This is a genomic window from Rhizobium sp. CB2179, from assembly GCF_057653455.1.
Map to the genome: position 1 here is coordinate 4,824,333 of NZ_CM172781.1, position 26,028 is coordinate 4,850,360.

Here is a 26,028-nt window from a genome sequence, read left to right on the forward strand (position 1 = left end):
ATCCTTCTGGCACGCCCTCTCTCCAGCCTCATCCTGAGGTGCCCCGCAGGGGCCTCGAAGGACGGGGCTGGCCGCACCAGCGCGCTTTATCCAGTCAGCGCACGATGATGCCGCTCAGGCCCATTCGCCCTGCCGCATCACCGGAACCCGTGAACCATCCGGCTTGAGGCCGTCGATATCGACCTTGTCGGAGCCGATCATCCAGTCGATATGGATCAGGCTGGAATTGCCGCCCTGCGCCTTGATCTGCTCCTGGCTCAGTGTCGCGCCATCGAGGAAGCACTTGGAATAGCACTGGCCGAGTGCGATGTGGCACGAGGCGTTTTCGTCGAACAGCGTGTTGTAGAACAGGATGCCGCTGGCCGAGATCGGTGAGGAATGCGGCACCAGCGCCACTTCGCCGAGCCGGCGCGCGCCCTCGTCGGTATCGAGCACCTTGTTCAAGACCTCTTCGCCGCGCGAGGCCTTGGCCTCGACGATGCGCCCACCCTCGAAACGTACCTGGATATTGTCGATCAGCGTGCCCTGGTGCGAAAGCGGCTTGGTGCTCGACACATGGCCTTCGACGCGCAGCGCATGCGGCGTGGTGAATACTTCCTCGGTCGGGATGTTCGGATTGCAGGTAATGCCGTTCTTGGCGGTGGAAGCGCCGCCATGCCATTCATGCCCGTCGGCAAGGCCGATCGTCAGGTCGGTACCCGGTCCCTTAAAATGCAGCGAGGCGAAACGCTCGCCGTTCAGCCAGGCGGATCGCTTGCCAAGATTGGCATTGTGCTCGGCCCAGGCGGCGACGGGATCGCTGACATCGACGCGCGAGGCGGCAAAGATCGCCTTGGCGAGCTTGGCAATCGCAATCGGTTCCGGATCGTCGGGGAAGACCACCTTGGCCCAGGATGGGTTCGGGTAGGAGACGATGTTCCAGTTGATGTCGAAATTCGAGATCTTCTCCAGCGCCGGCTTGTAGGCGGTGGAGTTGGCGCGATTGGCGCGGCCGACCTTGCCGGCATCCTGCTCGGACAGCAGCATCGGATTGTCGCCGGCGACCGCAAGACGGGCCGCCCCGTTGGCATAGGCCTTGGCCATGCCCTCGTAGAGCCAGCCGGAGGCGCGGTCGAAGCTCTCGTCGCTGCCATATTGATAGCGCGCCAGCGTCGTTTCCTCGTCGGAATAGAAGGCGGAGACCAGTCCGGCGCCGGCCAGATAGGCATGCTTGGTGATCAGGCGAACCAGCGGCAGCGCCACGACAGGCGCGGTGATCACCAGATCCTGACCTTTTTGCAGCTGCAGCCCGACCTTGACGGCGACTTCCGCAAGTTTTTCCAGCTTGACGGGATCAATTGTGTTCTGGCTCTGGGGCATGAAAGTCATGGTTCAACCTGCCTTCTGTCATCGACGGTGCGAGGCTGGAAGACTTAGACCCGTTTGCGGCGAAAATGAAGCGTATCGCCGCCGAATTGCAAGCGGCCGGATATATGTCCGGCCGCCGGCCGTGCTTCAGGCGGCGGCAGGTTGCCTGAGCAGGATCGAGTTATGCTTGTCGAGGAATTCCATCAGCCGCTGCGGGTAGTCTTCGCCAACGGCGGCCTTGACGCTCGCCCGCTCGGAGAGAGCCTTGCGCCAGCGCTTCACCCGCTCAAGCCCTTCGAAGATGCCGCTGTCGCCGAGCGTCTCGAAGAGATCGAAATACCGAAAGACCGGCGCGAAGACGGCGTCGACGAGGCTGAAGTCGTTGCCGGCGAAATACGGCCCGTCCGTCAACACCTTCTCGACAGTTGCGAATTTGGCGATGAGCGCCTTGCGCTTGGCCTCCAACTGCGCGGCATCCTCGGCGGTCTCGTAACCCCAGAGATCGGAAAGCACGGAGGAACCGAATTCCATCCAGCCGCGATGGCGGGCACGCGTCAGCGCGTCTTTCGGATGCAGCGCGATGCCCGGCTGCGTTTCCTCCAGATATTCGCAGATGACGCTGCTTTCGAACAGCACCGCCTCGCTGCCGTCCTCCTCCTCGATCCGCAGCAGTGGCACTTTGCCCAGCGGCGAGATCTGCAGGAACCAGTCGGGCTTGTCGGCAAGATCGATGTTGATGCGCTCGAACGGCACGCCCTTTTCGAGAAGCGCGATCGCGGCGCGCTGCACATAGGGGCAGAGATGATGGCTGACGAGGGTAAGCTTGCTCATGGGGTCTCCTTGGCATTGATGATAGATGTAAATGCATCTAATATCGCTTGCAGCGGAATTCAAGATAGATGTAATTGCATTTATGTCCGAAAAAACGTCGAATCCAAGCGAAGCGGTCACCTCTGCCTGGACGAGCATCATGCGCGCCCGCGAGCGGCTGCTCGCTGCCATCGAAGCCGATCTGAAGGCGGCCGGCGTGCCGCCGCTTGCCTGGTACGACGTGTTGTGGGAATTGGCGCGCTCGCAAGACGGCAAGCTGCGCCCCTACGAGATCGAAGAGCGGACATTGCTGGCCCAGTATAATCTCTCTCGCCTGCTCGACCGGCTGGAAAGAGAGGGCTTGGTCCGGCGCGAGGTCTTCGCCGAGGATGGCCGCGGCCGCTGGGTGGTGATGTCAGATGCCGGCCGAAAGCTTCGCGAGCGCATGTGGATCGTCTATGCCAAGTCGATCGAGACCCATATCGGCTGCAAGCTTGCCGAAAACGAGGCGAAGGCGATCGCCGGCCTGCTCGACCGCTTCCTCTAGATTCAATAGTGAGAGCATGATGTCGTCCGAAACCCGCTCACACTTTTCGGCATCATGCTCCGATCAGGCAATCAGCGGCGCGGCGACAGCCTTCAGTGCCTTCAACGCATGCTTCGGATCGAGCCGCACCTGCAGCCCGCGCTGCCCGCCATTGATATAGACCAGCGGTTCGCCAAGTGCGGCTTCCTCGATCGCCGTCGGCACGGTCTTTTTCTGGCCGAACGGGCTGATGCCGCCGACATGATAACCCGTCAGCCGCTCGGCATCGGCAGGCCTCATCATATTGGCCGATTTGCCGTGAAAGGCGCTGGCAAGCTTCTTCATGCTGACCTCGCGGTCCGACGGCACGACGACGCAGACCGGATTGCCGTCCACCTCCGCCATCAGCGTCTTCAGCACCCGATGCGGCGCCTCGCCGAGCGCTTCGGCCGCCTGCAGCCCGACGCGCTCGGCATTGGGGTCGTAGTCATAGGCATGAACGGTGAAGGCGACGCCTGCCTGCGAAAGAAGCTGTGTCGCGCGCGTAGTCTTGGACATCTCTTTCCCTCGTGAGTTCAGCGGGCCGCCTGTCAGCCTCCGAACGTACCGGCGTAAATCTCCGGCTTGAAGCCGACCAGCAGCTTGCCCTTCACTTCCAGCACCGGCCGCTTGATCATCGACGGCTGGTCGAGCATCAGGGCGATTGCCTTCTCCCGGGTGAGGTTCTCGCGCTCGGCGTCGGGCAATTTGCGGAAGGTAGTGCCGGCGCGGTTGAGCACAGTATCGAGGCCGGCCTGGTCGATCCAGGCTTCGAGATGGGCGCGGTCGATACCGAGCGCCTTGTAATCGTGAAACTCATAGGCGACGCTATGTTCTTCCAGCCAGCTGCGCGCCTTTTTCATCGTGTCGCAATTCTTGATGCCATAGATGGTGACGGCCATGCCCGATCGATCTCCCTGTGATGCAGCGAGATAACATGCACGAAGGCCAGCGCAAACGCCGTGCGACCTTTTATCCCCGAGCGCGTCGACAATCGCAGCCGGACAAAACCGGCCCCGTTCAATTCTCCAGCGTGCCGGCCTTGCGGGAAGCCTTGCTGGGTTCGTCACAGGCGATCTTCATCAGGTCGCCGCGCCGCCGCACCAGCCTGTCGGAGGTTCGGGTCAGGATCAGCCCGTCCTGCGGCGCGGTGAGCTCGATGCTGCCGCCCGGCTGCCCCGGCCTAGTGACGATCGTCACTAGGCGGTCGCCTTCGGCAACCCTCTCGCCGATGTCGCGATGGAAGAGCACGGCTCCGCCTTCTGGCGTGCGGATGATCTCGACATTGTCGAGCGGCACGGCCGGACCGGAAAATGGCATTGCCGCGGGCTTTTCGTCGCCAACGGTCCCCCGTGCCGCGAGGAAGTGCCAGAGCCCATCCGCATCCTTTTTCGCCAGCACCGGATCGACGTCGCGTTTGCCGCGCAGCTCGACGGTGACGGAGAGTTTGCCGGGCAGACGGGGCCGGCGTTCGCCGGGAACCTCATATTTCCATGCAAAGCCGACGGCCTCCTCGAAGGCCGAGCTTTCGCCATCCGAAAGCAGCACGGCCTCCATGCCGAGTGAAGCGGCAAGATCGGCGGCCTCCGGCCAGAAGGCCTCGTCGATATAGGCATATTGCAGGGATTCGTCGTCGCAATGCAGGTCGAGCACGAGATCGGCGCCAAGCGCCATATGCAGCAGCTGCCTCTTCAATCTGTCGGTAGCCGGGTAATCATCGAGATCTTCGGTCAGCGTGGCGCGATCGACAATCGAGATCAGCGGAAAATCCCGGTTGAAATTGGTGCGTGAGCCCAGGTCGAAACGGCCCTGCAGCTCGCCGAAATGCGATTGCGCCGCACCGATCGGATTGGCCTGCGGCACGATGGTGATGTCGCCGGCGATCCCACCTTGGCTTTCCGCCTGCCGCAGCCTTTCGCAGAGGAAATGCAGCAGCACCGTTCCCGGCAGCTCGCCGGCATGCAGTGCCGCCTGGATATAGGCCTTCGGCGCCTTTGGATCGTGGCCTTTAAAGCGCAGCACCGGCAACCGCCACTCCGTTCCCGGCGTATCTCCAGGGATGATGATCTCTGAAACGTCCACGCTGTCTTCGTTCCCGTTTACAACCAGCGCCCGGTTAGGCATTCCGAGCTATATGAGCGGAAATGGGGCAAGCGCAAGCGTGGTCCGAAGACATCATTGCCTCAGCCGAGCAGCGGCCAGCGATCGATGATCCGATGTTCGGTTTTTCCGAGAACACTGTGGATGAGCAGGAATTCGGACGCGGTCCATGAAACGGGTGCGTCGAGGGTCGTCGGCGGCACGGCTTTGCGGTCATAGAGAAGTGTCATGTGCGGCTTGTAGTCGCGGCCGACATTGTGCCGCAAGCCGGCATTGTACATGCCGACGCCCAGTTGGACGTGCAGCCGTGTCAGTGGTTTCCGTCCGCCTTCGCCGCAAAGCACAAGCGAACGCGCCTGCGGGAATCGCATGATCCGGTCGAAGCTTATTGCGATCGGGGCACTCTCGACTGTGGCGCCGGCCTGTCGTGCCGCGAAGACCACATCCTCCGGCAGCCTCGGATAGTCGCCGACCCAGATGATCGACACATGCAATGTCGTCAGGCGCGGCATCCCGGAAAGGGAGAAGGCTCGACGATAGTCATCGGCGATTGCGGCCGCCTGCTGCTCGACGGCATCAGGAGGGCAGAGCGCAAAGAAAAGTCGGTGTCCGCTGACGTAGCTTTCGTTCCGCCGTCCGCGACCATTTTTGTCGTCTCCGAAGTCGAAGGGCATCTGGTTCATAGAGTTTCAGGTCGTCATGACCCGCCTCGTCGTTTTCAAAACGCGACGAAGATACTTTGCAAGGAAACAACATCAAGAACAAAAAGAGAACATAATTTCCCGACATGCTCGGGGCCACACTTATCCGAAACGTCGCTCAGGACCGGGTGAAGTGGCTAGTCGGTCGACAATGCAGGGGCGCATCGCAATATTTCGTGGAAGCCTGGCGCGCGCAAGAAACGGGTTGAAACAGCGGCCGTCCCATACGATTTTGAAGGTCATCGAAAACGCGGAGGCTGTGTCATGGCTGAGACAACGCACCACTATCTCATCTTCGAAACCGCGGGCGGTTTCTGCGGTATTGCCTGGAGCGACGCCGGCATCATCCGTTTCCAACTGCCGACCAAGTCAGCGGAAGCGACGGAACGGTTGCTGTTGCGCCGCCTGCCGGATGCCGAAGCCGGCGCGCCAACGCCCGGCGTGCTCGAGACGGTCGCCGCCGTGAAACGCTACTTCCAGGGCGAGGAGACGGATTTTTCCGGCGTCGAACTCGATCTTGCCGGCCAGGATGCCTTCTTCCGGGATATTTATGCGGCGGCAAGGCGTGTCGGCTGGGGCCGCACCACCACTTACGGCGCGCTGGCCAAGGAGCTCGGCGTCGGGCCGGAAGCCGCCCGCGACGTCGGCCAGGCGATGGCGAAGAACCCTGTCGCCCTGATCATCCCCTGCCACCGGGTGCTTGCGGCCGGCGGCAAGATCGGGGGCTTCTCCGCGCCCGGCGGTTCGTCATCGAAGGCCCGCATGCTGGAGCTCGAAGGCGTCAACCTTGCACCGCCGCCGCCCGCCCAGCAGTCGCTGGGTTTTTAGGCGGCGGAGGCTTTTCGTTTTCCGCAATTCCCGGCAAAATCGCTTCGCGCTTTGCCTGGCAAAATCGCTTCGCGCTTTGCCTGGCAAAACCGCTCTACACTTTTGCTGGAATTACTTTGGCAGCAATCTCAGCGGATCAATAGGGGCTGGCTGTCGGTCGGATGATGATCTCGCTGACATCGACATCATCAGGCTGGCTGACGGCGTAGAGGATCGAATTGGCGACGGCCTCGGGGCTGATGGTGATCGCCCTGAAAGCCTTCATGGCATCACGCGCCGTCGGATCGGTGATGGTGTCGGCGAGTTCCGATGTCGTCGTGCCCGGAGAGATGACGGTGACGCGGATACGATCGGACTCCTGCCGCAGTCCGTCCGAGATCGCCCGCACCGCGAATTTCGTCGCGCAATAGACAGCCGCCGTCGGAGAGACGCTGTGGCCGCCGATCGAAGACAGGTTGATGATCTGCCCTGATCCCTGCGCCTTCATGATCGGAAGCGCCGCCGCAATGCCATAGAGAACACCCTTGATATTGACGTCGACCATCCGGTCCCATTCGTCGACCTTGAGGGCGTCGAGTAGCGACAGCGGCATGACGCCGGCATTGTTGACGATAACGTCCAGCCGTCCGAATTCGGAGCGGGCGAAGCCTGCAAAGGCTTCCACCTGGGAACGGTCGGTGACGTCAAGCTGTCGCCGGCGCACCGACCCGCCCTTTGCGGCGATTTCGCCGGCGAGTTCCTCCAGGCGCTCGGTGCGGCGGGCGCCGATGACGATATGGGCGCCTGCGGCAGCCAGCACCTTTGCCGCGGCCTCTCCGATGCCGCTGCTGGCGCCGGTGATGGCAATGACTTTCCCTTTGATATCAGACATTTCAAGCTCCATTTTTGTAGGTGAGATTTTCGTTACGGTTAGCTTGGAAAATCGGCGCTGAGCGTCGTCTCCGCCCAGGCGTCGAAATTTGTGCGCAGCGCATCGAGCCGTTCGCGGGCGATCTTCAGGGCGGGTGCACCGAGCAGCAGGCGCAGCGGCGGCACGTCCGCTTCGAACGCCGATATGATCGCGGTTGCCGCGCGCGCGGGATCGCCCGGCTGGTTGCCGGAGATCGAGCGGGTGGCCTGGCGCCGCTTGCCTGACGTTTCGGCGTAGTCTTCGATGATCGTGCTGGATTCGACCATCGACCGGCCGGCCCAATCCGTGCGGAAGGCGCCGGGTTCAAGGATCGTCACATCGATGCCAAGCGGCTTGACCTCATGCGAAAGCGATTCCGACAAGCCTTCGACCGCGAACTTGGTGGCATGGTAATAGCCGGTTGCGGCAAAAGCGACGAGCCCGCCGAGCGAAGAGACGTTGAAGATATGCCCTTGCCGGCGTCGGCGCATGCCCGGCAGAACCTGCTTGGTGACGGCGATCAGTCCGAAGACATTGGTCTCGAACTGGGCGCGTATCTCGGCATCATCGCCCTCTTCGATCGCCGAGAGGTAGCCGTAACCGGCATTGTTGACGAGGACGTCGATCGCACCGAAATGCGTTTCGGCGTCACGAACCGCGCCGGCGATGGAGCGGCTGTCCGTCACATCGAGTGCAAGGGCAAGCGCGGGGTCGCCGTGTTGCGCCGTGAGATCTGCCAGGGTCTCGGGTCTGCGCGCTGTAACAGCGGCGCGCCAGCCACGGGCCAGCACGGCTTCGGCGAGCGCCCGGCCGAGGCCGGACGATGCGCCGGTGATGAACCAGATGGGTGTTGGGGAAGACATGATCGTCATCCTTTCCGGCCGGCAAATGCGGCCTTCTCCTGTGTGGTGTTGCCTTTCGGGCGGCACGTCATTTGCGCCGAAGCACCATGCCACCGTGATGGAGGGTATTGCCGTCGACGAAATCGCCGTCGGCTGTGAAGCCCGTGTCATCCCAATATTCGATGTGGTTTCCGGTGACGTCGTAGCGTCCTCGATAGGCGCTTTCTCTGCTGCCACGGGCTTCGTCGTAACGGCCATTCGGCAGAAGCTCGTGGCGGACGCGGCCATCATCCGTAACCCACATGCCGACATAGCGATTTTGCTGCATTCTGTTCTCGCTTGTTTGTTGCTGCTGATCTCGGCGGTTCACGCCATCGGTCGCGGACGAACTGGTCGCCGCGCCAGCCAGGGTGACCGCCGCGAAAAACTGCAGGACCGGGCTTTTGAAAGTCTTTCGCATTGCCTTGCCTTTCGAAGAAGATCTGCCGATGAGTGCGTCTTGGCGTTGATCTCGACTTGAAAGATAGCGTGCCGATCCGCGGCGATTAAGTTGCCAATCCAGGATGCCTTGGTTAGAAATGCTAACCAATGGTCGATGATCTCGAAGGCATTTCAGTTTTTCTTGCGGTGGCCGAAGCGCGGAACTTCCGGCTTGCCGGCGAGCGGCTCGGTGTCACCCGCTCCGCCGTCAGCCAGGCCCTGCAGCGCCTCGAGGATCGGGTCGGCGTCGCCCTGGTCCAGCGCACGACGCGCAGCGTCAGCCTGACCGAAGCCGGCGAAGTGTTCTTCGACGCGGTTCGCCCATCGGTCCGCCAGGTCAAGGATGCGATGCAGACAGTGCGGGAAATGCAGGCGCGCCCGAGCGGCCTGTTGCGGATTACTGTTTCTTCGATCGCCGAGAGCTTCCTATCCGGCACGTTGCTGGCCGGCTTCATGGAAGCCTGCCCTGACATCAAACTCGATATCACCATCACCGATGACGAATTCGATATCGTCGAGGCCGGGTTCGACGCGGGCGTCCGGCTTGGCGAGGTGATCGAACAGGACATGATCGCGATCTCCGTCTCCGAAGAGCAGCGACAATGCGCGGCGGCATCCCGCAGCTATCTCGAGCGCCGCGGCCATCCCCGCCATCCCCGCGAGTTGCAGAACCACGCCTGCATCGGATGGCGCCCACGCCCGGATACGGCGCCCTATCGCTGGGAGTTCACCGAAAACGACCGCGACTTCGACGTCTCCGTCGATCCCACTGTTACGACCAACGACATGGGAATGATGATCCGTATGGCCTGCGCGGGGGCAGGCATCACCTTCGGCATGGCGGAAACCTTCCAGTCCTATATCGACCGCGGCGAACTCGTGCCGCTGCTGGAGGATTTCTGTCCACCCTTTCCGGGCTTCTATCTCTACTACCCCAGGCGCCAGAGGCAGCCGCTGAAGTTGCGCGCCTTGGTCGATTATGTGCGCAGATTTGACGGGCGGTAATGCGGTCTGGGCTCAAGCTGCCGCTGGTAAGTCTCGACGGCGATTTCAGGCCAGTCGCACGGGCTCAAATCCTGCGGCTTGGGCTGAATGTTGCCGCTGGCATCCGGCTTTGATATTCCCGATGAAAGAGGCCAGCGAGGCGGCGCGCGCTCTATAGAGGCCACCGCTCGCCGCGCTTCCATCCTTTTGCGGAGAACATATGCTCGACGACGTCTTTCCCGTTCCGGCCAGGGCTTTGATCCGTCAGGGTGGGCGGGCTTGTTTTTATCGTCTCGTCAATACGAGCCCCTTGTTGATACAGGTGCAATCGGGAACGAAGATTGTCATGGCCGACGATAAGGCTTTGCGCCTCGAGGCCGGCGCCTATGGCTTGCTGCCAGACTATCGACCGTTGACGATGGAGAACATTCCCAAGGCGCCGCAGAAGTATCAGACCCTGGCGCTTCCCGTTCCGCGACCGCTCTTCGAGGAAGCCTATATCAGGATGGGATCGATCGCTGTTCCATCGAGGCCTGTGCCGGCAGGCACCTCGAAGCTGCCGGAGGAAGCCGCGGCATTGTTTGACTATTGCTGTCAGCCCGGCAATTTGACGAGGCTTCCCGGCGCCATTGCCAAGGCTCGGTTGATGGAGCTGATCACCTGGTTTGCGCTCGGCGGAGCGGTGTTGGGCCGAAGCCAAAGTCCTCGGTTCGAGGACCGGCTGCGGCAGATAGTCGAAAGCGATACGGCCTTCGATTGGACGCTGGGCCATGCGGCGCGCTCGTTCAACATGAGCGAAGCGACGCTGAGGCGGAAGCTCGCCGCCGAAAATACCGGCTTTACTGAGATCCTGAGCGATACAAGGATGAACCGCGCCTTGGGGCTCATCCAGACGACAACCCTGCCGATGGCGCAGATTGCGCTTGAGGTCGGTTACGACTCTCCTTCTCAATTCGCGGCGCGTTTCAAAGAGCGGTTTGGCGTCAATCCGCGCCATGTGCGGGGCGGCTCCGACCGTTTTGAGCGGATCGGGGCAGAAGTTGAGCGTAGCGGGGCAGATGCGCTTGCGCGGTGACGATAGTTTTCTTGCATTATCAACCGCAGGAAAACAGCATGCGTTTTATCACAGCAGTACTTCTCGCTACGTCCGTCTTTGGCGCGACGGCCGCACAAGCCGAAATGAAGCTCACCTCGAAGGATCTGGCCGCCGGCAAGTCCATGGCCGACGCGCAGGTCTTCAACAGCTTCGGCTGCGCCGGCAAGAACATCTCGCCGGAACTGACCTGGTCGGGTGCGCCTGAGGCGACCAAAAGCTTCGCCGTCATGGCTTACGATCCGGATGCTCCCACAGGCTCGGGTTGGTGGCATTGGTCGGTCTTCAACATTCCCGCAAATGCCTCGGAGATTGTCACCGGCGCCAGCGGTGACAAAAAGCTTCCCGCAGCCACTGTCGAAGGTCGCACGGATTTTGGCATGTCTGGATATGGCGGCGCATGCCCGCCGGCCGGCGATCAGCCGCACCACTACCAGTTCACCGTCTACGCGCTCTCGGTGGACAAGCTCCCGCTTCCCGAGACCGCCCCGGCTGCCATGGTTGGCTTCTATGTCAGGGCCAATACGCTCGACAAGGCCTCCGTCGAGGTCACCTACGGCCGCTGAAGCCGGCTTCGGATCCGCAGTCGTCATTTCCTCCATGACAACGGCCGGCCGAGGTGACTGAACCTTGGCCGGCCGTTCCTGTGCGGGCTTATCCGGCCCGCAAAATTAGACCGTCATCGCTTCCCAGCAGATCAACGGACCGTCGTCGGCATCGATACGCTCGCCGATACGGATAAAGCCATTGCGCTCAAGAACGCGCTGGGACGCGATGTTGTCGACCCCGGTCTCCGCAGAGACCAGGGCGACGCGAGGGTCATGCCGCGCCCACTCCAGCAACTGCCCTATGGCCCGCGTGGTGCATCCACGACCCTGGCGTGAGGGCGCAAGCCCATAGCCGATATGGATGTTTCCATCTTGTGGAACCCGAACGACGGAGCAGAGGCCGACGATCTCGCCATCCTCCACGATCATCCAGGCCGACGGCGAGAATTCAGCGCCTATGTCAGTCGCGAGGCGGTTCAACATCTCCAATATCTCAGGAGGCGCAATTGCGCTGTCTTGGACAAGGCGCAGATTGCGAGGCGCGATGCCCTTTAGCAGCGCTTCGAAGTCACGAGTGGTTAGTTCGATGATCATAGTCTTCTCGACATTAGACATGCGCCAGCATTGGGCGCGCTAAGGCCGAGCGATAGAGCGAGGATCAGCTCTCGGTCACGATGCCGTGCGCCTTCATCCCTACCGCCGCAGCCGGTGAATTCTGGATCGTTGCGACGGCAAACAAAGGCATTCTCCTCTAAGATGGAAATGCGAATAACAGTGCCGGGCGAGGATCGCAAGTGCTCCGATCGGGCCGCACGCCGGCTGATCCATGCCAAACCGCAAGATCGGTCGAGCGCTGCGTTGCCTGAGGGATCTAGTTTGAGCTGCCACGGAGACCAAGACGAATGACCGCAGCGCTTCGGAACTATCATGAGCGGATGCAGCGAGTGCTGGATTATGTCGACCGGCACCTCGATGACGATCTCGATCTTGACGTGTTGAGCAGTGTCGCAGCCTTCTCGAAATTTCATTTCCACCGGCAGTTCACGGCGACCTTCGGATTGTCAGTGTATCGCTATATCCAGCTTGCCCGCATGAAGCGCGCTTCATACCGGCTGGCTTACAGGGACGAAGAACGCGTCACCGATATAGCGATGGATGCCGGTTACGACGCACCGGATGCCTTTGCCCGCGCCTTTCGGCAACGGTTCGGGCAATCGCCTTCGTCGTTCCGGAAATCTCCCGAATGGGAGCCGTGGCTTGCCGCCTTCGGGCCTCTCGACAATGCAAGGAGCAAGCTCATGCAGAAGACTTTCATCGCTGAAGACGTGATAATTCGCAATGTGCCTGCCACGCCGGTGGCGATCATGGAGCATCGGGGCGACCCGGCGACGCTCGGCGCCACCATCCAGCGATTCATCGCTTGGCGCAAGGCCGCTGGCCTGCACCCCAGGACAAGTCCGACCTTCAACGTCTGGCGCTCCGAGCGGCGTCCTCAGTCGCCTGCCGATTATAGCGTCGACCTTTGTGTCGGGATCAGCCAACCAATCGAGGCGAACGGCGAAGAGATCAAAGCCGGCGAGATCCCCGGCGGGCGCTGCGCGGTGCTGCGTGTCGTCGGCAACACCGACAATCTGGAGCCCGCCGCGCTCTACCTTTATCGCGACTGGCTTCCGGCCAGCGGCGAGGAAGCACGCAACTTCCCGATCTATTGCCAACGGCTGAGCTTCTTCCCGGAGGTGGCGGAGCATGAGGCGGTGGCGGAGCTGTTTCTGCCGCTGAAATAGCGTCCCTCTGACGGCGGCTTGTCCATGCTGATCGCTGATAGCGGACAGGTCGTTGTCCACCTCAGGCCGGTCGGTTGGCGACCATCAGCTCGCGGATCTATGTGCACTTCAAAAACCAATTGCGATATAAATCCAGTTGAGCTAACTTCCAACCGATTGCATAATGCAAGCAGGTCTGCGCGCGGATATGCCGTTTTAGGAAAGGAAGTGAAGATGGCTAAGCTTGTGTTCGGAATGAACCAGTCCCTGGACGGCTACGTCGATCATATGGCGTTTGCGCCAAGCCCGACACTCTTCCGCCACTTCATCGAAGAGGCTCAGCGGCAGGCGGGTAGTGTGTACGGTCGTCAGATGTATGAGGTCATGCGCTACTGGGACGACGAACATCCTGAATGGGATGCAGAGCGACAGGCTTTCGCGACGGCGTGGCGGAGCCAACCGAAATGGGTCGTCTCGCGCTCATTGGCGTCGGTCGGTCCCAAGGCCACGCTTGTTGGGGAAGATCTTGAGGCCGCGATCCGCGAACTGAAGGCGGAACGCGACGGCGAGATCGAAGTTGCCGGCCCCAATTTGGCGCAAAGCCTGACCGAACTTGGCCTGATCGATGAGTATCGAATCTACCTGCACCCCGTCGTGCTCGGTCACGGCAAGCCATATTTCGCCGGACCCCGGCCGCCGCTCCACCTGATGGCTCATGACCGGATTGGCGAGGATGTGATCAGGTTGACCTACGTTCCTGCTTGATCTCGCGACTTGCCAGACGAAAATCGCAGCGCGGCTTCCGACCGGATGACGGCAAGCGTCGCCGGCGGCCTGCCGGGCGTCAGTCGCGCGATATGGGCAGCCCCGCGAGAAGCGGAGCGTATGCGGCGAGCCTGTGGTATACGAACTCCGTGAAGAGCCGGACGCGCTTCGTCTTGCGTGTCTCCCCCTGCGTGAGAAGCCAGAGCGTTCCATGCATGTGCAGGTCGCTGCCGGGCACTCTTACCAATAGCGGATCGGCATCTCCGACGAAGCACGGCAGCGTCGTCATCCCGAGCCCTTGCCGTACAGCAACGATCTGCGCCTCGCCGTCCGTGGTCCTGAACGGAACCCCTGTAGTGCGAACCTCACCCTCGCTGGCCCAATCCGGAATGCCATGCATGCTGATGACGATCCACCGGATGGGATCAGGCGCGCCCGCACGCCACGCTGCCAGCAGATCGCGGGACATGTAGATACCGCCGAATATATCCGGTCCCTTCAGGCCGTGAAGATTGAGCGGCAGGGTTTTGCGGTCGTAAACGACGCGGATCGCCACATCGGCCTCTCGGTTGGTCAGATTTGCCAGCTCGCCGGACGACAAGACTTCCATCTCGATATCAGGATGCTGACGCGCGAAATCGGCGAGGTCCGGCATCAGGAGGTGTGTCGCAAGGGTCGGAGCCAACGTCACCCGCAGCAGCCCGCGCACACTCTGGTCGCGCCCGAAGACGCGCGTCTCCAGCTGGTGCGACGACGCTTCCATCTGGTTCGCGAGTTCGAGAACCTCGTCGCCCGCAGCCGTCAGGCGGTAGCCCGAAGGCAGCTTTTCGAACATCTGCGCCCCGAGGCGTTCCTCGAGCTGTGCGATGCGTCGCAGCACGGTCGCGTGATTCACTCCGAGGCCCTTGGCGGCAGCCCGCACCGAGCCTCCGCGCGCCACGGCCAGAAAGTAGCGAATGTCATCCCAGTCGATCATGGTGCAATCCGGCACCGCGCGGTGCGCCTTCCCAAGCCAGTATCTAACGCATCGTACAGCAGTGCGGGCGGTCATCATAGCCTATGTAGGCAAGGACGGCCCGATTCCAAACGGCGCACACCCATCGTCGCGGCTGGCGTCAGTCGTCCGGCCGGATCGATTTTGCACCACCCATGTGCGCGCTTCCGCACTCAACGCCTGACTTCGGCGAACCTATTTTGAGGCTCTCGGGGGCGTCCCCGAACGACCAAAGGATGCATGACATGAACAGACTGAATGGAAAGACCGCCGTGATCACCGGTGGCGCTACCGGCATCGGCCGCGCCGCAGCCAAACGCTTCATCGAGGAGGGCGCTTTCGTCTTCATCTTCGGCCGCCGGCAGGAAGCGCTCGACGCCGCAGTGGCCGACCTAGGGCCCAATGCCCGTGCGGTGAAGGGCTCGGTCTCCGATCTGGGCGACCTCGACCGGCTTTACGCGGCGGTGAAGGCCGAGCGCGGAACCCTCGACATCGTCTTCGCCAATGCCGGGGCGGGAAGTCAGCTTGCGCTCGGCAAGATCACCGCCCAGCACATTGACGAAACCTTCGACACCAATGTGAAGGGTACGATCTTCACGGTCCAGAAGGCGCTGCCGCTGATGGGTAAGGGCGGTTCGATCATCCTGACCGGATCGAGCGCCGGCACCACGGGCGCACCGGGATTTACGGCCTACAGCGCAAGCAAGGCGGCAGTGCGCAACCTCGCGCGGACCTGGGCTGAGGACCTGAAGGGCACCGGCATCCGGGTCAACGTGCTGTCACCCGGGGCGACGGCGACAGAACTCGCGAAAGAGGCGCTGGGCGGGGAAGGCCAGAAGGCCTACAGCGCGATGACGCCGCTCCAGCGTATGGCCGATCCGGAGGAGATCGGGGCGGTGGCCGCCTTTCTGGCGTCGTCGGACAGCAGCTTCATGACCGCCAGCGAGATCGCCGTCGACGGCGGCCTGGCGCAACTGTGACGCGCTGCACCCGGCCGGGCGCTCCATTCGATTATTCGGAGCTCTGTAGGGCTCGGCAGATAACCCAGCGCCGCTAAGGGTCGGGAAATCAATATCAACACAATATCGGAGAAGCATTATGAGCTACGCAATTGTAGGATTCGGCAAGATAGGCCAGGCCCTCGCCCACGCCTTCGCCCGTAAAAACATCGCCGTGACCGTCGCGAGCCGCCGGCCGTCCGAGGTGTTGGCGCCGCAGGCTCGGGCGATTGGACCCACGGTCGTCGCCAGGTCGCTGCGGGATGCACTCGAGGCCGACACGATCATCCTGGCAGTCCCGTTCGGCGAGCATCGCGAGGTTGCGAAGGCCCTGCCGAGCTGGAAAGGCAAGACGGTCATCGATGCGACGAACGCATTTCCCGTCCCTGAAGAGCTGGACGGCCTCCCGTCCTCCGCCTTCGTCGCGAAATCGTTCACCGGCGCCAAGTTCGTGAAAGGGTTCAATCACCTGATTGCGGCCACCCTGGCTGCCGATCCGATCGTCGAGGGCGGGCACCGGGTCGTCTTTCTGTCGAGCGACGACGAGGACGCGATCGCTCCCGTGGCGGATTTGGCCAAACAACTGGGGTTCGCACCCGTCGAGCTGGGAAAGCTCAACGAGGGTGGCGCGCTGGTGCACGCACGCGGCCGCACTTGGGGCCAGCTCATCTTCCAGGATTTGTTCAAGAAGGAGCAGTAATCGATCTATGATCGTGTGATCGACGCCGAGAACTGGTCGCGCGCGCTAAAGCATGTCGCGCAAAAGTGTGCAGCGGTTTTGCGATAACGACATGCGTAAAGACAAAGAGCTAAAGCACGATGCGTAGATTCAAAGTGTTAGAGCGTCCTTCGTGCGTCCGAAAGGACTCACGGCGCTCTAACAACTTCGAGCAGCGCGCGACCGAATATTTGAAGGCCACAAAGTCGTGAAGGTTGGGGTGGGCCCGACGGCGGTACTCCCCTCACTCCCACTCGATTGTGCCGGGCGGCTTGCTCGTCACATCATAAACCACGCGGTTGATGCCGCGCACCTCGTTGATGATGCGGGTCGCGGCGCGGCCGAGGAATTCCATGTCGTAGTGGTAGAAGTCCGCCGTCATGCCGTCGACCGAGGTGACGGCGCGCAACGCGCAGACGAATTCATAGGTGCGCCCGTCGCCCATGACGCCAACGGTCTGGACGGGGAGCAGCACGGCGAAGGCCTGCCATATGGCGTCGTAGAGGCCGGCTTTGCGGATTTCGTCGAGATAGATCGCATCGGCTTCCCGCAGGATCTCCAGCTTTTCGCGGGTGATGCCGCCGGGGCAGCGGATCGCAAGGCCGGGGCCTGGGAAAGGGTGGCGGCCGATGAAGCTGTCGGGCAGGCCAAGCTCGCGGCCAAGCGCGCGCACCTCGTCCTTGAAGAGCTCGCGCAGCGGCTCGACGAGCTGCATCTTCATGCGCTCCGGCAGGCCGCCGACATTGTGGTGCGATTTGATCGTCACCGACGGGCCGCCGGTGAAGGAAACGCTTTCGATCACGTCGGGATAGAGCGTGCCCTGGCCGAGGAAATCGGCGCCGCCGAGCTTCTTGGCCTCTTCCTCGAAGGTCTCGATGAACAGCCTGCCGATGATCTTGCGCTTGGTTTCCGGGTCGCTGACACCCTCGAGTTCGCCAATGAAGCGATCGGCGGCATCGACGTGCAGCAGGTGCAGATTGTAGTGCTCGCGGAACATGGCGACGACGCCGGCCGCCTCGTCCTTGCGCATCAAGCCGTGGTCGACGAGGATGCAGGTCAGCTGGTCGCCGACGGCCTCGTGGATCAACAGGGCTGCGACGGAGCTGTCGACGCCGCCCGAAAGCGCGCAGATGACACGCTTGTCGCCCACCTGCGCGCGGATCTGCTCGACCGCCTTCTGGCGATAGGCCGACATCGACCAGTCGCCCTTGATGCCGGCGATGTTGTGAATGAAATTGCCGATCAGCTTGGCGCCATCAGGCGTATGCACGACTTCCGGGTGGAACTGCACGCCGTAATATTTGCGCTTCTCGTCGGCGATGAAGGCGTAGGGTGCGTTGGAGGAGGTGGCGACCACCTCGAAACCATCCGGCAGCGCGGTGACGCGGTCGCCATGGCTCATCCAGACCTGATGGCGCGAGCCGGAGGACCAGAGGCCCTCGAACAGCTGGCAGTCCCTGTCGACCTCGAGGAAGGCGCGGCCGAATTCGCGGTGATGACCGCTTTCGACCTTGCCGCCGAGCTGCATGCACATTGTCTGCTGGCCGTAGCAGATGCCGAACACCGGCAGGCCGCTGTCGAAGATGATCTGAGGCGCTCGCGGCGATCCCTCGTCCACCGTGGAAGCCGGGCTGCCGGACAAGATCACGGCCTTCGGCTGCAGGCGGTGGAAGCCCTCTTCGGCCGATTGGAAGGGAACGATCTCGCAATAGACGCCGGCCTCGCGCACGCGTCGTGCGATGAGCTGGGTCACCTGGCTGCCGAAATCGACGATGAGAACGGAGTCGGGATGTGCTGTCTGGGTCATGGCGAGGCTTTAATGAAAAGCGCTTCGCCTTGCAATCCGGGAAATCGGCGGCATCGGGTTTTTATTGTTCCGATTGTCCCCCGCGCGTCTAAAAAGACGTGCGGCGCGTTCATGGGCTCAGAACCAGAAAACCCCATCCTCCAGCGCCGTGAACAGGCTGTCGACGCCGTAGGAGAGCTTGCGGTCGACGATGTGCAGATATTCGGTCCAGCCCGAAATATGCTGCAGCTCGACGGCGCCGTCGGAAATGCCGCGAAGGCCGATCAGCGGCAGCTTGTAGCCCTGGCAGGCGCGCAGCACCGCATAGGTCTCCATGTCGACCATGTCGGCGTCGATGCCGGTATAGGCGGCGCCCGAGATGATGTTGCCGCCGGTGGAAAGACTTGCTTCGGCAATGCCGGGAATGCGCAGCGGCAGATCGAGCGTTGCTGGCAGGTCGAGGAAGGGTGTCTTGCCCTTTTCGAAGCCGAGCGGCGAAGCGTCCATGTCGCGGTAGGAAACCGAAGTCACCTGATAGATTTCGGTCTGCTCCAGTTTCGCCGAACCGGCCGAGCCGAGAGACACGACGAGATCGGGCAGGTCGTCGACGGCATCCAGCCGCGCCAATGTCTTGCTCAGCGCGATGGCTGCCTCGACCGGGCCGACGCCGGTCATCAAAGGTTCGATGCGCGAACGCAGGAAGGGGCCGTATTCGGCCTCCGCCGCCATGACGAAAAGGATGGATTTCCCCGCGACCGATTTCAGTTCGAACTTCATCCCGTAATGCCCTCTCTACCGCGGATCACCATCATCGTTCCGGTCATGGAGGCGATGAGTTTCGCCGGCCCGTCGCTGATCGCGTAGCCTCGTCCGTCGGCGACGATGATGGTGGAGCCGGGTTTGGTGATTTCCCCGCGAAACAGGAAACGATCGCCCCGCCCCGGCGACATGAGATTGACCTTGAACTCGATCGTCAGGATCGAGGCTTCCGGGTCGATGACGCTATAGGCGGCAAAGCCGCAGGCCGAATCGAGCGCTGCGGAAATGATGCCCGCATGCAGGATGCCGTGCTGCTGTGTCAGTTTGACGTCGAAGGGTAGCTCGATCTCCACGACGCCGTGCTCGACGCGCGTCAGCTCCGCGCCGATCGTTTCCATCGCCGCCTGCCGCGCAAAATTACGGCGGATTCGCGCGCGGAAATCGCCCCTGTCAGTCTCGCTCATGTCTGCCCCTCTTGCAGCCGCGAAATTGGCATGGCGCGCCGCATTCGACAAGCTGGACATTGCTGAAATCGGTCCGGGCGGCGATGGAAACCCGGGACCGTGTCGCCGAGGCAACCTTTCACCTTTCCGTCGCCGTGCAAGCCGATACAGCTGGTCAGTACCGCTGGCCAATACCGCTGGATCGTGGCGATCCGATGCGAAGACGATTGCAGCTTCGCGCGGCGCGCGTATTCTCCGCACGCGTCGCGAAATGATGGAGTGCCGGCATGACGACGATATCGCAATCGGTCCGCAATTTCGAGACCTGGCTGGCCGTCGAACTCGGCGACGATCTCGTCAAGGACGATCTCCGGGAAAAGCACGAGAAGATGCGAAGTGGCGATTTCGTCTTCCTGCGCGCCACCTACTGGCGCTGGTGCGAGATCATCCTCGATATCTGCCCGGAACTTAAAGGCGCGCCTGAGATATTGGCGATCGGCGATACGCATCTGGAGAATTTCGGTACCTGGCGCGATATCGAGGGCCGGCTCGTCTGGGGTGTCAATGATTTCGACGACGCGGCGGTGATGCCCTATGCATTTGATCTCGTTCGCCTTGCGGCAAGCGCTGTCCTGGCCCGCGGCGACGACGGTCCCTCGGTTCGCATGATCGGCGAATTGATCTTGAGCGGCTATCGCCGGGGCCTTGAAAATCCGTTGCCCGTCATCCTCGAGCGCGACCACAAATGGCTGCGCAAGGCGCTGCTGCTGCCGAATTCCGAACGCCGAGAATTCTGGGAGAAATACGAGATGTTGCTTCCCGGCAGCAAGCCGCCACCATCAGCCTACACCAAGGCGCTCGCAGACGCGCTGCCGTCCGGGGCAGGACCCTTCGTGCCGAAGCCGCGCAGCGGCGGCACCGGCAGTCTCGGTCGGCTGCGTTTCGTCGCCTATGCCGAATGGCAGGGTGGGCCGGTGCTGCGCGAGGCGAAGGCGCTGCTGCCGTCCGCCTGGTCGCTTCGCCACAACCCGCAGGACATGGCGATCCATGCGGAAGAGATCGCCAACGGGCGGGCGCGCTCAGCCGATCCGCACTACCGGGTCTCCGGCCGCATCCTCGTGCGCCGGCTCTCACCGAACAGCTGCAAGGTCGAAGTCGACCGGCATCCCGAGATCCTGCTTTCGCCGACGATGCTCGAACTGATGGGCTTCGAGATCGCCAATTGCCATTCCGACGATGCGGCGGCCGTTGCGGCGATCCTGAAGGATTTGGCGGCGCGGGGAAACGAATGGCTGCATGAGGCGGCAAGGGCCGCGGCATCGAGCGTCAGCGCCGAGCAGAAAGCCTATTCGCGTGCCAGCTAAAACTCTGCTTCCGTGATTAGATCCGCACGATGTGCTGATCCCAGGCGACGTCACTGCGGGTCGACAGGAAATCGCCGTCATAGGAGGAGACGGCAAAGCCGCTTCTTGCCGGGGCGATGCCTGCTGCATCGGGAACGGAAGTCTCGGCCAGCATCTTGCCCGTCCTTGCATCGATGGTCACCGAGGCGCCGCCCTTCGGCGAGGCGATGCCGACGAGACCTTCGCTGCGATTGACGGCGATCGCCCCGACGTAATTGGCAAGCCTGCGCGTGGTCTCCTCCGGCAGGTCGATGAAGGTAAGATCCTCCCCCTTGGCGAAGTGGCCGACAAGCGGCGGCAAATCCTTGCGGTGGCCTTCATACTGGCAGGCGAACCAGATGCGGCCCGCGCCGTCGAGATCGACATGGCGGGTGGAGAGTTCTGCCCATTCCGCCGGCAGCACATGTTTTTCGACCAGCGCACCTGTTGCCGCATCGATCAGCGCAAGCGACGGCTGCATCTCTCCGAGATTGAGCTTGGCGCGGCCGAAATCCGGATGCGTCTCGATGCCGCCATTGGCAACGATGAGCAGGCGTCCGTCGTCGGACACCGTCATGTCGTGCGGACCGATGCCGTAGGTTTCGAATTCGCCGATGCGGGTGAAGCGGTCGGTGGCGTCGTAGAGGCCGATCATGCCGCGATTGCCGTCGAAGTCGTTCTCGCTGGCGTAGAGCAAACGGCCGTCAGGAGAGAAGGCGCCGTGACCGTAAAAATGCCGGTCCTCCCTGGAGTTGATGACGATCGGCTCGCTTTTGTTCCAGGGATCGAAGATCATCGCATAGGTGCCGGGCCGGCGCGCGAAGGCGACCGTCTTGCCGGTACTGGCGCTGAAGGCCATGCCGTGGGCGCGGGCGGGAAGCGCCACCTGATCGACGATCTCGCCGCGCTCGGTCACGGTCGCAATGGCAAAGGAGCCGTCGGCTGCCCGGATGCCCGAGGCATAGACCGCATCGGTCCTCTCCAGCGCCATCAGCGACCTTGGCGTCAAGGTGGCAAGGAAGCTGAGCCCCGCCGCCTTGACGAAGCTGCGTCGGTCGATCGCGGCACTTTGCATCATCGTCTCAGTCTCCGTCCGAAAAGGAAAAGCCGGCCGAAAGGCCAATCGCCGCGCCATATTCGTCGCTGATCCGGGTGATCAGGTCGCGGCTTTCGGCAAGCAGCGTATCGAGCTTGGCCTTCTCCGCATCGCTTGTGGCGACGTCGATGTCGGGATTGAGCTTCGGCACGCTGTCGAGCAGCGATTTGAAGTCCTCGTCGATCGCGGCGGCGATCGGCTGTTTGTCCGGTGGCAGAAGTTCGGCCATGCCGGCCTTCTGCCAGAGCGTGCGCAGGCCCTCCAGATTGGCGGCCATCGATTTCCAGGTATTTTTGGAGCGCCAGTAGATCGCCATGCGCGGCCGTGGCGCGGTGTCCTTGCCCTTGTAGAATTGCTCCAGCCGCTGGTCGCGGACATTCTCGGCGCCATGGACCAGAATGCCGAGCAGCGCGGTCACCGCTTCCTTGTTGTCCATGAAATCGTTGCTCTGCGGGCCCGGATGTTTCCAGCTCGCCTGCACGCCATCGGGCTTTTCCCAGGCGGCGACGACTTCGCCGGCCTCACGCTGGATATTGCCGGCGACCGCCTCGCCGTAAAGGCAGCGGAAACTGCCCTTCTGCCCGACGAGATCGTCGGAGCCATTGCCATAAAGGACGTATTCCAGCGCCGTCAGGCCTTGCAACGCAACACTCTTGCCGGCGATCGCATCGACCGTCGCATCCTTCGGGTCGGCCTTGGCGATCAGCGCCTGCACCTGCTTGAGGCCGACGCCCTTGCGGTCGGGATAAAACAGGATGTGCTCGAAGAGATTGTCCTGGATAACAGGTCCGGTCTGCACGATCTCGATGATCGACCAATAGCGGATCGTGTCGTCGAAGGTGGACTTCGCCTTGTCGAGCGTCTGCTGCGTGCCGTCGGCGCAAAGATCCTTCATCGCCGTAGTCAGCCGAGCGGCCGATTGTTGCATGTTGCGATAGCCGGGACGGATCACCTCGTCGACGGCGCGCTGCATGACGGCGGGAACGGCATCCTCGTTCAGCCCTGCCGGCGGAGTGGCCGTCTGGGCGACCGCTGATGTCGCGAGGCCGATCAGAGTAAGGCAGAGCAGGGGGTGCCAAAGGCGCATCAAAGTGACTCCAGGAATGTAATCAGGGCCGCCCTGTCGTCTTTCGGCAGGGAGGAGAAAGCGTTGCGGGCCTTTTCAGCTTCGCCGCCATGCCAGAGGATCGCTTCGGTGAGATCACGCGCACGGCCGTCATGCAGGAAAAAGCTGTGTCCGCTGACAGTTCGGGTCAGTCCTATACCCCATAGCGGCGGCGTGCGCCATTCACGTCCGCTTGCAAGGCCGACCTGCTGCCCGTCGGCAAGCCCGTCGCCCATGTCGTGCAGAAGAAAGTCGGAATAGGGCCAGATCAGCTGGAAGGACTGTGCCTTGTCCGGCGTATCCCGGCGGGTGACGAATTTCGGCAGATGGCAGGAAATACAGCCGCTTTCGTAGAAGATCCGCTTGCCCTGCAGCGTCTCGGGGAAACTCGCCTTGCGCCGCGCCGGAACGGCAAGATTTCCGGAATAGAAGGTGACGAGGTCGAGAATGGGCCCCGGCGCTTCTTCGGCGCCCAGCCGCTTCTGCACGCCGGTTGGCATATCACGGCATTTCTCTTCGGCCCGGGTGCAATCGCCCTGCGCATCCGGGTGATCGGGCGTCGAGATGCCGATATCGTTGGCGAAGGCATCGGCACTCTGGTCGCGCACCGTGGCGTTCTGTGCCTTCCAGCCGAATCGTCCGAGCGCGATCTTGCCGCTGCGGTGGTCGCGCACGATTGCTGCCTTGCCGGAGATGCCGTCGCCGTCGGCATCATCAGGATCGGCATGGGCCAGGATATCGGCCTCGGGAATGGCCTCGATCAGTCCGAGGCCGATCATCGCCGAGGCGACACGCGGCGAAATCGTCGTCGCGGGGTGGAGTGGTCCATAACCGAGGTTCGTCACCGCATAACTCGGCAGGCGCAGCGATACGGTCTCGCCGTCGCCGAGCGTCACCCTCTCTTCCTGGTAGCTGATCGCCATCTTTCCTTCTGCAGCAAGGCCGGGAACGGCAAGGTCCTGCAGCTGATGGCCGTAGACCGGATCGGGAAAATTGACGACATCGGCACTTGCGACCGCCTTTTCTTCCTCCGGCGTCGTGGCGGCGCGGGAAAGCCGCAGGAACATCGAGGTGGCGCTCGGGCCTCCCTCCGGTGGTTTGCCGCGGCCGTCATTGACATGGCAGCTCATGCAGGAGCGGGCGTTGAACAGCGGCCCGAGACCATCGGAAGCCTGCGTCGAGGAGGGAGCGGACACCCAGAGCTTGCGGAAGAGCGCGTTGCCGAGCTTGAAATTCTGCTCTTCCTCGAAGGGGATATTGGCCGAAATATGCGAGAAGCTGTCTTCGGTGACAGGGTCTATCGAGGTCGTAGCCCCTGCCTGCATGGCTTCGTATTGTTCGGCCTTGGAAAAATCCGCTGTCGGCCGGGTGACGGCGGCGACGCGTTTCAGATCGGCCTCGGAGAGGTCGGTGCGTTTCCGCGGCAGATCGAAACCGGCGGCGATGCTGACGGAAAAACCGGCAATCGTGGCGCAGAGCGCTACGCTGGCGAAAAATCGGCGGGCCGGGGCATGCGACATTTCAGGGTCCGGGCCGCTCCGGCTTTCGAAGCGGCCCGCCTTTTTGCTTATTTGAAGACGGCGTTAGGATTATCCAAGCTGTCGGAACCTTCAAGCTGAACCGTACCGAGATCGAGTGCGGCAATAACGCGCTGCACCGATTTCGTCTGATCGATCAGGCCGTCAATGGCGGCCTGAACGACGGCATTGCCTTCCTTGTTGCCTTCGCCGATCATCTGGTCGTACTTCTCGACGGTCTCGCCGCGCTTTGCCATGGCATTCATCGCATCGAGCGTCTTGTTGAGCTTGCCTTCCACTTCGGCATCGAGCGCCTTGTCCTTGGCGGCCACCAGATCATGCAGCGACGGGCCGCTGAGCTTGGTGCCGTCGACGCGGGTATAGTTGCCGGTATAGGCAGCAGCGATCCCGATCGCGTCGTTGAGATGCGAGTTGTAGGTATTGTCCGAGAAGCAATCATGCTCTTCCTCGGGATCGTGCAGCAGCAGGCCGAGCTTCATGCGCTCGCCGGCAAGCTCGCCGTAGGAAAGCGAACCCATGCCCGTCAGGATCGCGACGAGGCCGGCCTTCGGATCGGCTTCGACGTTCTTCGTCGCAGCGCCGTCCGGCGTCCAGTTGTCGGTCATTTCCTGCAGGTCGGAAACGAGCAGCGTGGAGGCGGACTTCAGATATTCGGCGCGGCGGTCGCAATTGCCGTGCGTGCAGTTCTTGAGGTCGTAATCGGTTGCCGGACGGTCGCCGGCGCCGGGACCCGTGCCGTTCAGATCCTGACCCCAGAGCAGGAATTCGATGGCGTGATAGCCGGTCGCGACATTGGCTTCGATGCCGCCGGCCTCAGCCAGCGTGCCGGAGAGGAATTCCGGCGTCAGCTTGGAGGCGTCGACATCCTTGCCGTCGATCTTGATCGTCTTGTTGGCGATGACATTTGCCACATAGAGAGAATTTTCGTCGCTCTCGGTGCCGTAGGAAGCATCGACATAGTCGATCAGGCCTTCATCGAGCGGCCACGCATTGACCTTGCCTTCCCAGTCGTCGACGATCGGATTGCCGAAGCGATAGACTTCCGTCTGCTGGTAGGGGACGCGCGCCTTGATCCAGGCCTCCCTGGCGGCCTTGAGCGTCGCATCAGTCGGCGCCTTCAGGAAGGCGTCGATCGCGGCGTCGAGCGCCTTGGCCGTCGTCAGCGAGTCTTCGTATTTTGCATGCGCCACGTCGGCATAGTGTTTCACCACGCTAGCAGCATCGGTCGCGGCATGCGCAGGAAGGGCGAGCAGGGCGGCGGGGGCAATCGCCAGCACGGCTGCGCGGAATGTGTTGAGCTTCATGATCCTCTCCTGTGACGGGATTTTCCGTCTACCGCATCGGCCCGAAAATCGGAATCGATTTTCGGAAAGCACGATGCGTCGATTCAAAGTGTTACAGCGTCCTTTGCGCGTCTGATAAGACGCGCGGCGCTGTAATCGGGCTCCGTCTCTTCGCGCAAAAGCAAACTGGTGTCAAACACTCTAGTTTGGA

Annotated in this window: 28 protein-coding genes; 10 read left to right on the forward strand and 18 right to left on the reverse strand. The window is 62.2% G+C overall.

The features are described from left to right. Positions 1–114: 114 nt before the first annotated feature. The gene (locus AC244Q_RS23615) at positions 115–1,368 is read right to left on the reverse strand and encodes an aminopeptidase (protein WP_128407756.1); all 1,254 of its coding nucleotides are present in this window, start codon (positions 1,366–1,368) and stop codon (positions 115–117) included. Between the two features lie 126 nt (positions 1,369–1,494). Further along, entirely contained in the window at positions 1,495–2,178 is a 684-nt protein-coding gene (locus tag AC244Q_RS23620) for a glutathione S-transferase family protein (RefSeq protein ID WP_113546540.1), read from the reverse strand. An 82-nt stretch (positions 2,179–2,260) separates the two neighbouring features. Here AC244Q_RS23620 and AC244Q_RS23625 point away from each other — a divergent pair, with 82 nt between their 5' ends. Beyond that, positions 2,261–2,704: a MarR family winged helix-turn-helix transcriptional regulator gene (locus AC244Q_RS23625; protein ID WP_113546634.1), complete on the forward strand. Its 444-nt coding sequence runs from the start codon at positions 2,261–2,263 to the stop codon at positions 2,702–2,704. A 63-nt stretch (positions 2,705–2,767) separates the two neighbouring features. Here the strand turns inward: AC244Q_RS23625 and ybaK are convergent, their stop codons facing one another. From ybaK to AC244Q_RS23645, 4 genes are all read right to left on the reverse strand, one after another. Continuing rightward, the gene (gene ybaK, locus AC244Q_RS23630; RefSeq protein WP_012759802.1) at positions 2,768–3,241 is read right to left on the reverse strand and encodes a Cys-tRNA(Pro) deacylase; all 474 of its coding nucleotides are present in this window, start codon (positions 3,239–3,241) and stop codon (positions 2,768–2,770) included. A gap of 32 nt (positions 3,242–3,273) precedes the next feature. After that, positions 3,274–3,624: an ArsC family reductase gene (locus tag AC244Q_RS23635; RefSeq protein WP_012759803.1), complete on the reverse strand. Its 351-nt coding sequence runs from the start codon at positions 3,622–3,624 to the stop codon at positions 3,274–3,276. A 118-nt stretch (positions 3,625–3,742) separates the two neighbouring features. Next, positions 3,743–4,804 carry a succinylglutamate desuccinylase/aspartoacylase family protein gene (locus tag AC244Q_RS23640; RefSeq protein WP_128407757.1) on the reverse strand — a complete coding sequence of 354 codons (1,062 nt, stop codon included), beginning with the start codon at positions 4,802–4,804 and terminating at the stop codon, positions 3,743–3,745. Between the two features lie 101 nt (positions 4,805–4,905). After that, entirely contained in the window at positions 4,906–5,505 is a 600-nt protein-coding gene (locus AC244Q_RS23645; RefSeq protein WP_128407758.1) for a 2'-5' RNA ligase family protein, read from the reverse strand. A 282-nt stretch (positions 5,506–5,787) separates the two neighbouring features. Between AC244Q_RS23645 and AC244Q_RS23650 the strand changes: the two genes are divergently transcribed. Continuing rightward, positions 5,788–6,351, forward strand: a complete 564-nt coding sequence (locus AC244Q_RS23650) for a methylated-DNA--[protein]-cysteine S-methyltransferase (protein WP_012759806.1) — start codon at positions 5,788–5,790, stop codon at positions 6,349–6,351. 136 nt (positions 6,352–6,487) lie between these two features. Here AC244Q_RS23650 and AC244Q_RS23655 read toward each other — a convergent pair whose 3' ends face one another. The 3 genes from AC244Q_RS23655 to AC244Q_RS23665 are packed head-to-tail and all read right to left on the reverse strand — an operon-like array spanning position 6,488 to position 8,542. Further along, on the reverse strand, positions 6,488–7,222 hold the full coding sequence (locus AC244Q_RS23655) for an SDR family oxidoreductase (RefSeq protein ID WP_026157539.1): 735 nt from the start codon (positions 7,220–7,222) through the stop codon (positions 6,488–6,490). Positions 7,223–7,260: 38 nt separating this feature from the next. Further along, the gene (locus tag AC244Q_RS23660; RefSeq protein WP_206641143.1) at positions 7,261–8,112 is read right to left on the reverse strand and encodes an oxidoreductase; all 852 of its coding nucleotides are present in this window, start codon (positions 8,110–8,112) and stop codon (positions 7,261–7,263) included. Between the two features lie 58 nt (positions 8,113–8,170). Continuing rightward, entirely contained in the window at positions 8,171–8,542 is a 372-nt protein-coding gene (locus AC244Q_RS23665) for an Atu4866 domain-containing protein (RefSeq protein ID WP_128408206.1), read from the reverse strand. Positions 8,543–8,670: 128 nt separating this feature from the next. Here AC244Q_RS23665 and AC244Q_RS23670 point away from each other — a divergent pair, with 128 nt between their 5' ends. The 3 genes from AC244Q_RS23670 (at position 8,671) to AC244Q_RS23680 (ending at position 11,205) form a co-directional block, all read left to right on the forward strand. Continuing rightward, positions 8,671–9,567 carry a LysR family transcriptional regulator gene (locus AC244Q_RS23670; RefSeq protein ID WP_128408207.1) on the forward strand — a complete coding sequence of 299 codons (897 nt, stop codon included), beginning with the start codon at positions 8,671–8,673 and terminating at the stop codon, positions 9,565–9,567. Positions 9,568–9,766: 199 nt separating this feature from the next. Beyond that, on the forward strand, positions 9,767–10,621 hold the full coding sequence (locus AC244Q_RS23675; protein WP_128408208.1) for a helix-turn-helix domain-containing protein: 855 nt from the start codon (positions 9,767–9,769) through the stop codon (positions 10,619–10,621). A 38-nt stretch (positions 10,622–10,659) separates the two neighbouring features. Beyond that, a complete protein-coding gene (locus AC244Q_RS23680) occupies positions 10,660–11,205 on the forward strand; it encodes a YbhB/YbcL family Raf kinase inhibitor-like protein (protein WP_017995772.1) in 546 nt (181 codons plus the stop codon). Positions 11,206–11,310: 105 nt separating this feature from the next. On the opposite strand, the gene AC244Q_RS23685 is transcribed toward AC244Q_RS23680, so the two are convergent. After that, the gene (locus AC244Q_RS23685; RefSeq protein ID WP_017995773.1) at positions 11,311–11,802 is read right to left on the reverse strand and encodes a GNAT family N-acetyltransferase; all 492 of its coding nucleotides are present in this window, start codon (positions 11,800–11,802) and stop codon (positions 11,311–11,313) included. 287 nt (positions 11,803–12,089) lie between these two features. Here AC244Q_RS23685 and AC244Q_RS23690 point away from each other — a divergent pair, with 287 nt between their 5' ends. Further along, the gene (locus tag AC244Q_RS23690) at positions 12,090–12,971 is read left to right on the forward strand and encodes an AraC family transcriptional regulator (protein ID WP_017995774.1); all 882 of its coding nucleotides are present in this window, start codon (positions 12,090–12,092) and stop codon (positions 12,969–12,971) included. A 213-nt stretch (positions 12,972–13,184) separates the two neighbouring features. Then, on the forward strand, positions 13,185–13,715 hold the full coding sequence (locus AC244Q_RS23695) for a dihydrofolate reductase family protein (protein WP_012759815.1): 531 nt from the start codon (positions 13,185–13,187) through the stop codon (positions 13,713–13,715). 79 nt (positions 13,716–13,794) lie between these two features. On the opposite strand, the gene AC244Q_RS23700 is transcribed toward AC244Q_RS23695, so the two are convergent. Further along, the gene (locus AC244Q_RS23700; RefSeq protein WP_017995775.1) at positions 13,795–14,691 is read right to left on the reverse strand and encodes a LysR family transcriptional regulator; all 897 of its coding nucleotides are present in this window, start codon (positions 14,689–14,691) and stop codon (positions 13,795–13,797) included. A 263-nt stretch (positions 14,692–14,954) separates the two neighbouring features. Here AC244Q_RS23700 and AC244Q_RS23705 point away from each other — a divergent pair, with 263 nt between their 5' ends. Beyond that, entirely contained in the window at positions 14,955–15,689 is a 735-nt protein-coding gene (locus tag AC244Q_RS23705) for an SDR family NAD(P)-dependent oxidoreductase (protein ID WP_128408209.1), read from the forward strand. Between the two features lie 118 nt (positions 15,690–15,807). Further along, positions 15,808–16,407 (forward strand): NADPH-dependent F420 reductase, encoded by a 600-nt coding sequence (locus tag AC244Q_RS23710; protein WP_128408210.1) that lies wholly within the window; start codon positions 15,808–15,810, stop codon positions 16,405–16,407. A 262-nt stretch (positions 16,408–16,669) separates the two neighbouring features. Here AC244Q_RS23710 and guaA read toward each other — a convergent pair whose 3' ends face one another. The 3 genes from guaA to AC244Q_RS23725 all read right to left on the reverse strand — a co-directional run bounded on the left by guaA (position 16,670) and on the right by AC244Q_RS23725 (position 19,434). After that, the gene (gene guaA, locus AC244Q_RS23715; protein ID WP_017962899.1) at positions 16,670–18,232 is read right to left on the reverse strand and encodes a glutamine-hydrolyzing GMP synthase; all 1,563 of its coding nucleotides are present in this window, start codon (positions 18,230–18,232) and stop codon (positions 16,670–16,672) included. 117 nt (positions 18,233–18,349) lie between these two features. Continuing rightward, the gene (locus AC244Q_RS23720) at positions 18,350–18,988 is read right to left on the reverse strand and encodes a 5'-methylthioadenosine/S-adenosylhomocysteine nucleosidase (RefSeq protein WP_012759820.1); all 639 of its coding nucleotides are present in this window, start codon (positions 18,986–18,988) and stop codon (positions 18,350–18,352) included. After that, positions 18,985–19,434 carry a PaaI family thioesterase gene (locus AC244Q_RS23725; protein ID WP_003544704.1) on the reverse strand — a complete coding sequence of 150 codons (450 nt, stop codon included), beginning with the start codon at positions 19,432–19,434 and terminating at the stop codon, positions 18,985–18,987. The genes AC244Q_RS23720 and AC244Q_RS23725 overlap by 4 nt, the downstream gene beginning before the upstream one ends. Before the next feature lie 266 nt (positions 19,435–19,700). Here AC244Q_RS23725 and AC244Q_RS23730 point away from each other — a divergent pair, with 266 nt between their 5' ends. Further along, a complete protein-coding gene (locus AC244Q_RS23730) occupies positions 19,701–20,777 on the forward strand; it encodes a DUF2252 family protein (protein WP_012759821.1) in 1,077 nt (358 codons plus the stop codon). Between the two features lie 16 nt (positions 20,778–20,793). Here the strand turns inward: AC244Q_RS23730 and AC244Q_RS23735 are convergent, their stop codons facing one another. From AC244Q_RS23735 to AC244Q_RS23750, 4 genes are read right to left on the reverse strand one after another with little or no spacing between them, the layout of a single operon-like run. Next, positions 20,794–21,873 carry a DUF1513 domain-containing protein gene (locus tag AC244Q_RS23735; protein ID WP_012759822.1) on the reverse strand — a complete coding sequence of 360 codons (1,080 nt, stop codon included), beginning with the start codon at positions 21,871–21,873 and terminating at the stop codon, positions 20,794–20,796. Between the two features lie 4 nt (positions 21,874–21,877). Then, positions 21,878–22,978, reverse strand: coding sequence for an imelysin family protein (locus AC244Q_RS23740; protein WP_012759823.1), 1,101 nt, complete (start codon positions 22,976–22,978; stop codon positions 21,878–21,880). Further along, entirely contained in the window at positions 22,978–24,516 is a 1,539-nt protein-coding gene (locus tag AC244Q_RS23745; protein ID WP_012759824.1) for a di-heme oxidoreductase family protein, read from the reverse strand. Before AC244Q_RS23745 ends, AC244Q_RS23740 begins: the two co-directional genes overlap by 1 nt. Positions 24,517–24,563: 47 nt before the next feature. After that, complete coding sequence (locus AC244Q_RS23750) at positions 24,564–25,838, reverse strand: imelysin family protein (protein ID WP_113546527.1); 1,275 nt, start codon at positions 25,836–25,838, stop codon at positions 24,564–24,566. Positions 25,839–26,028: the final 190 nt, after the last annotated feature.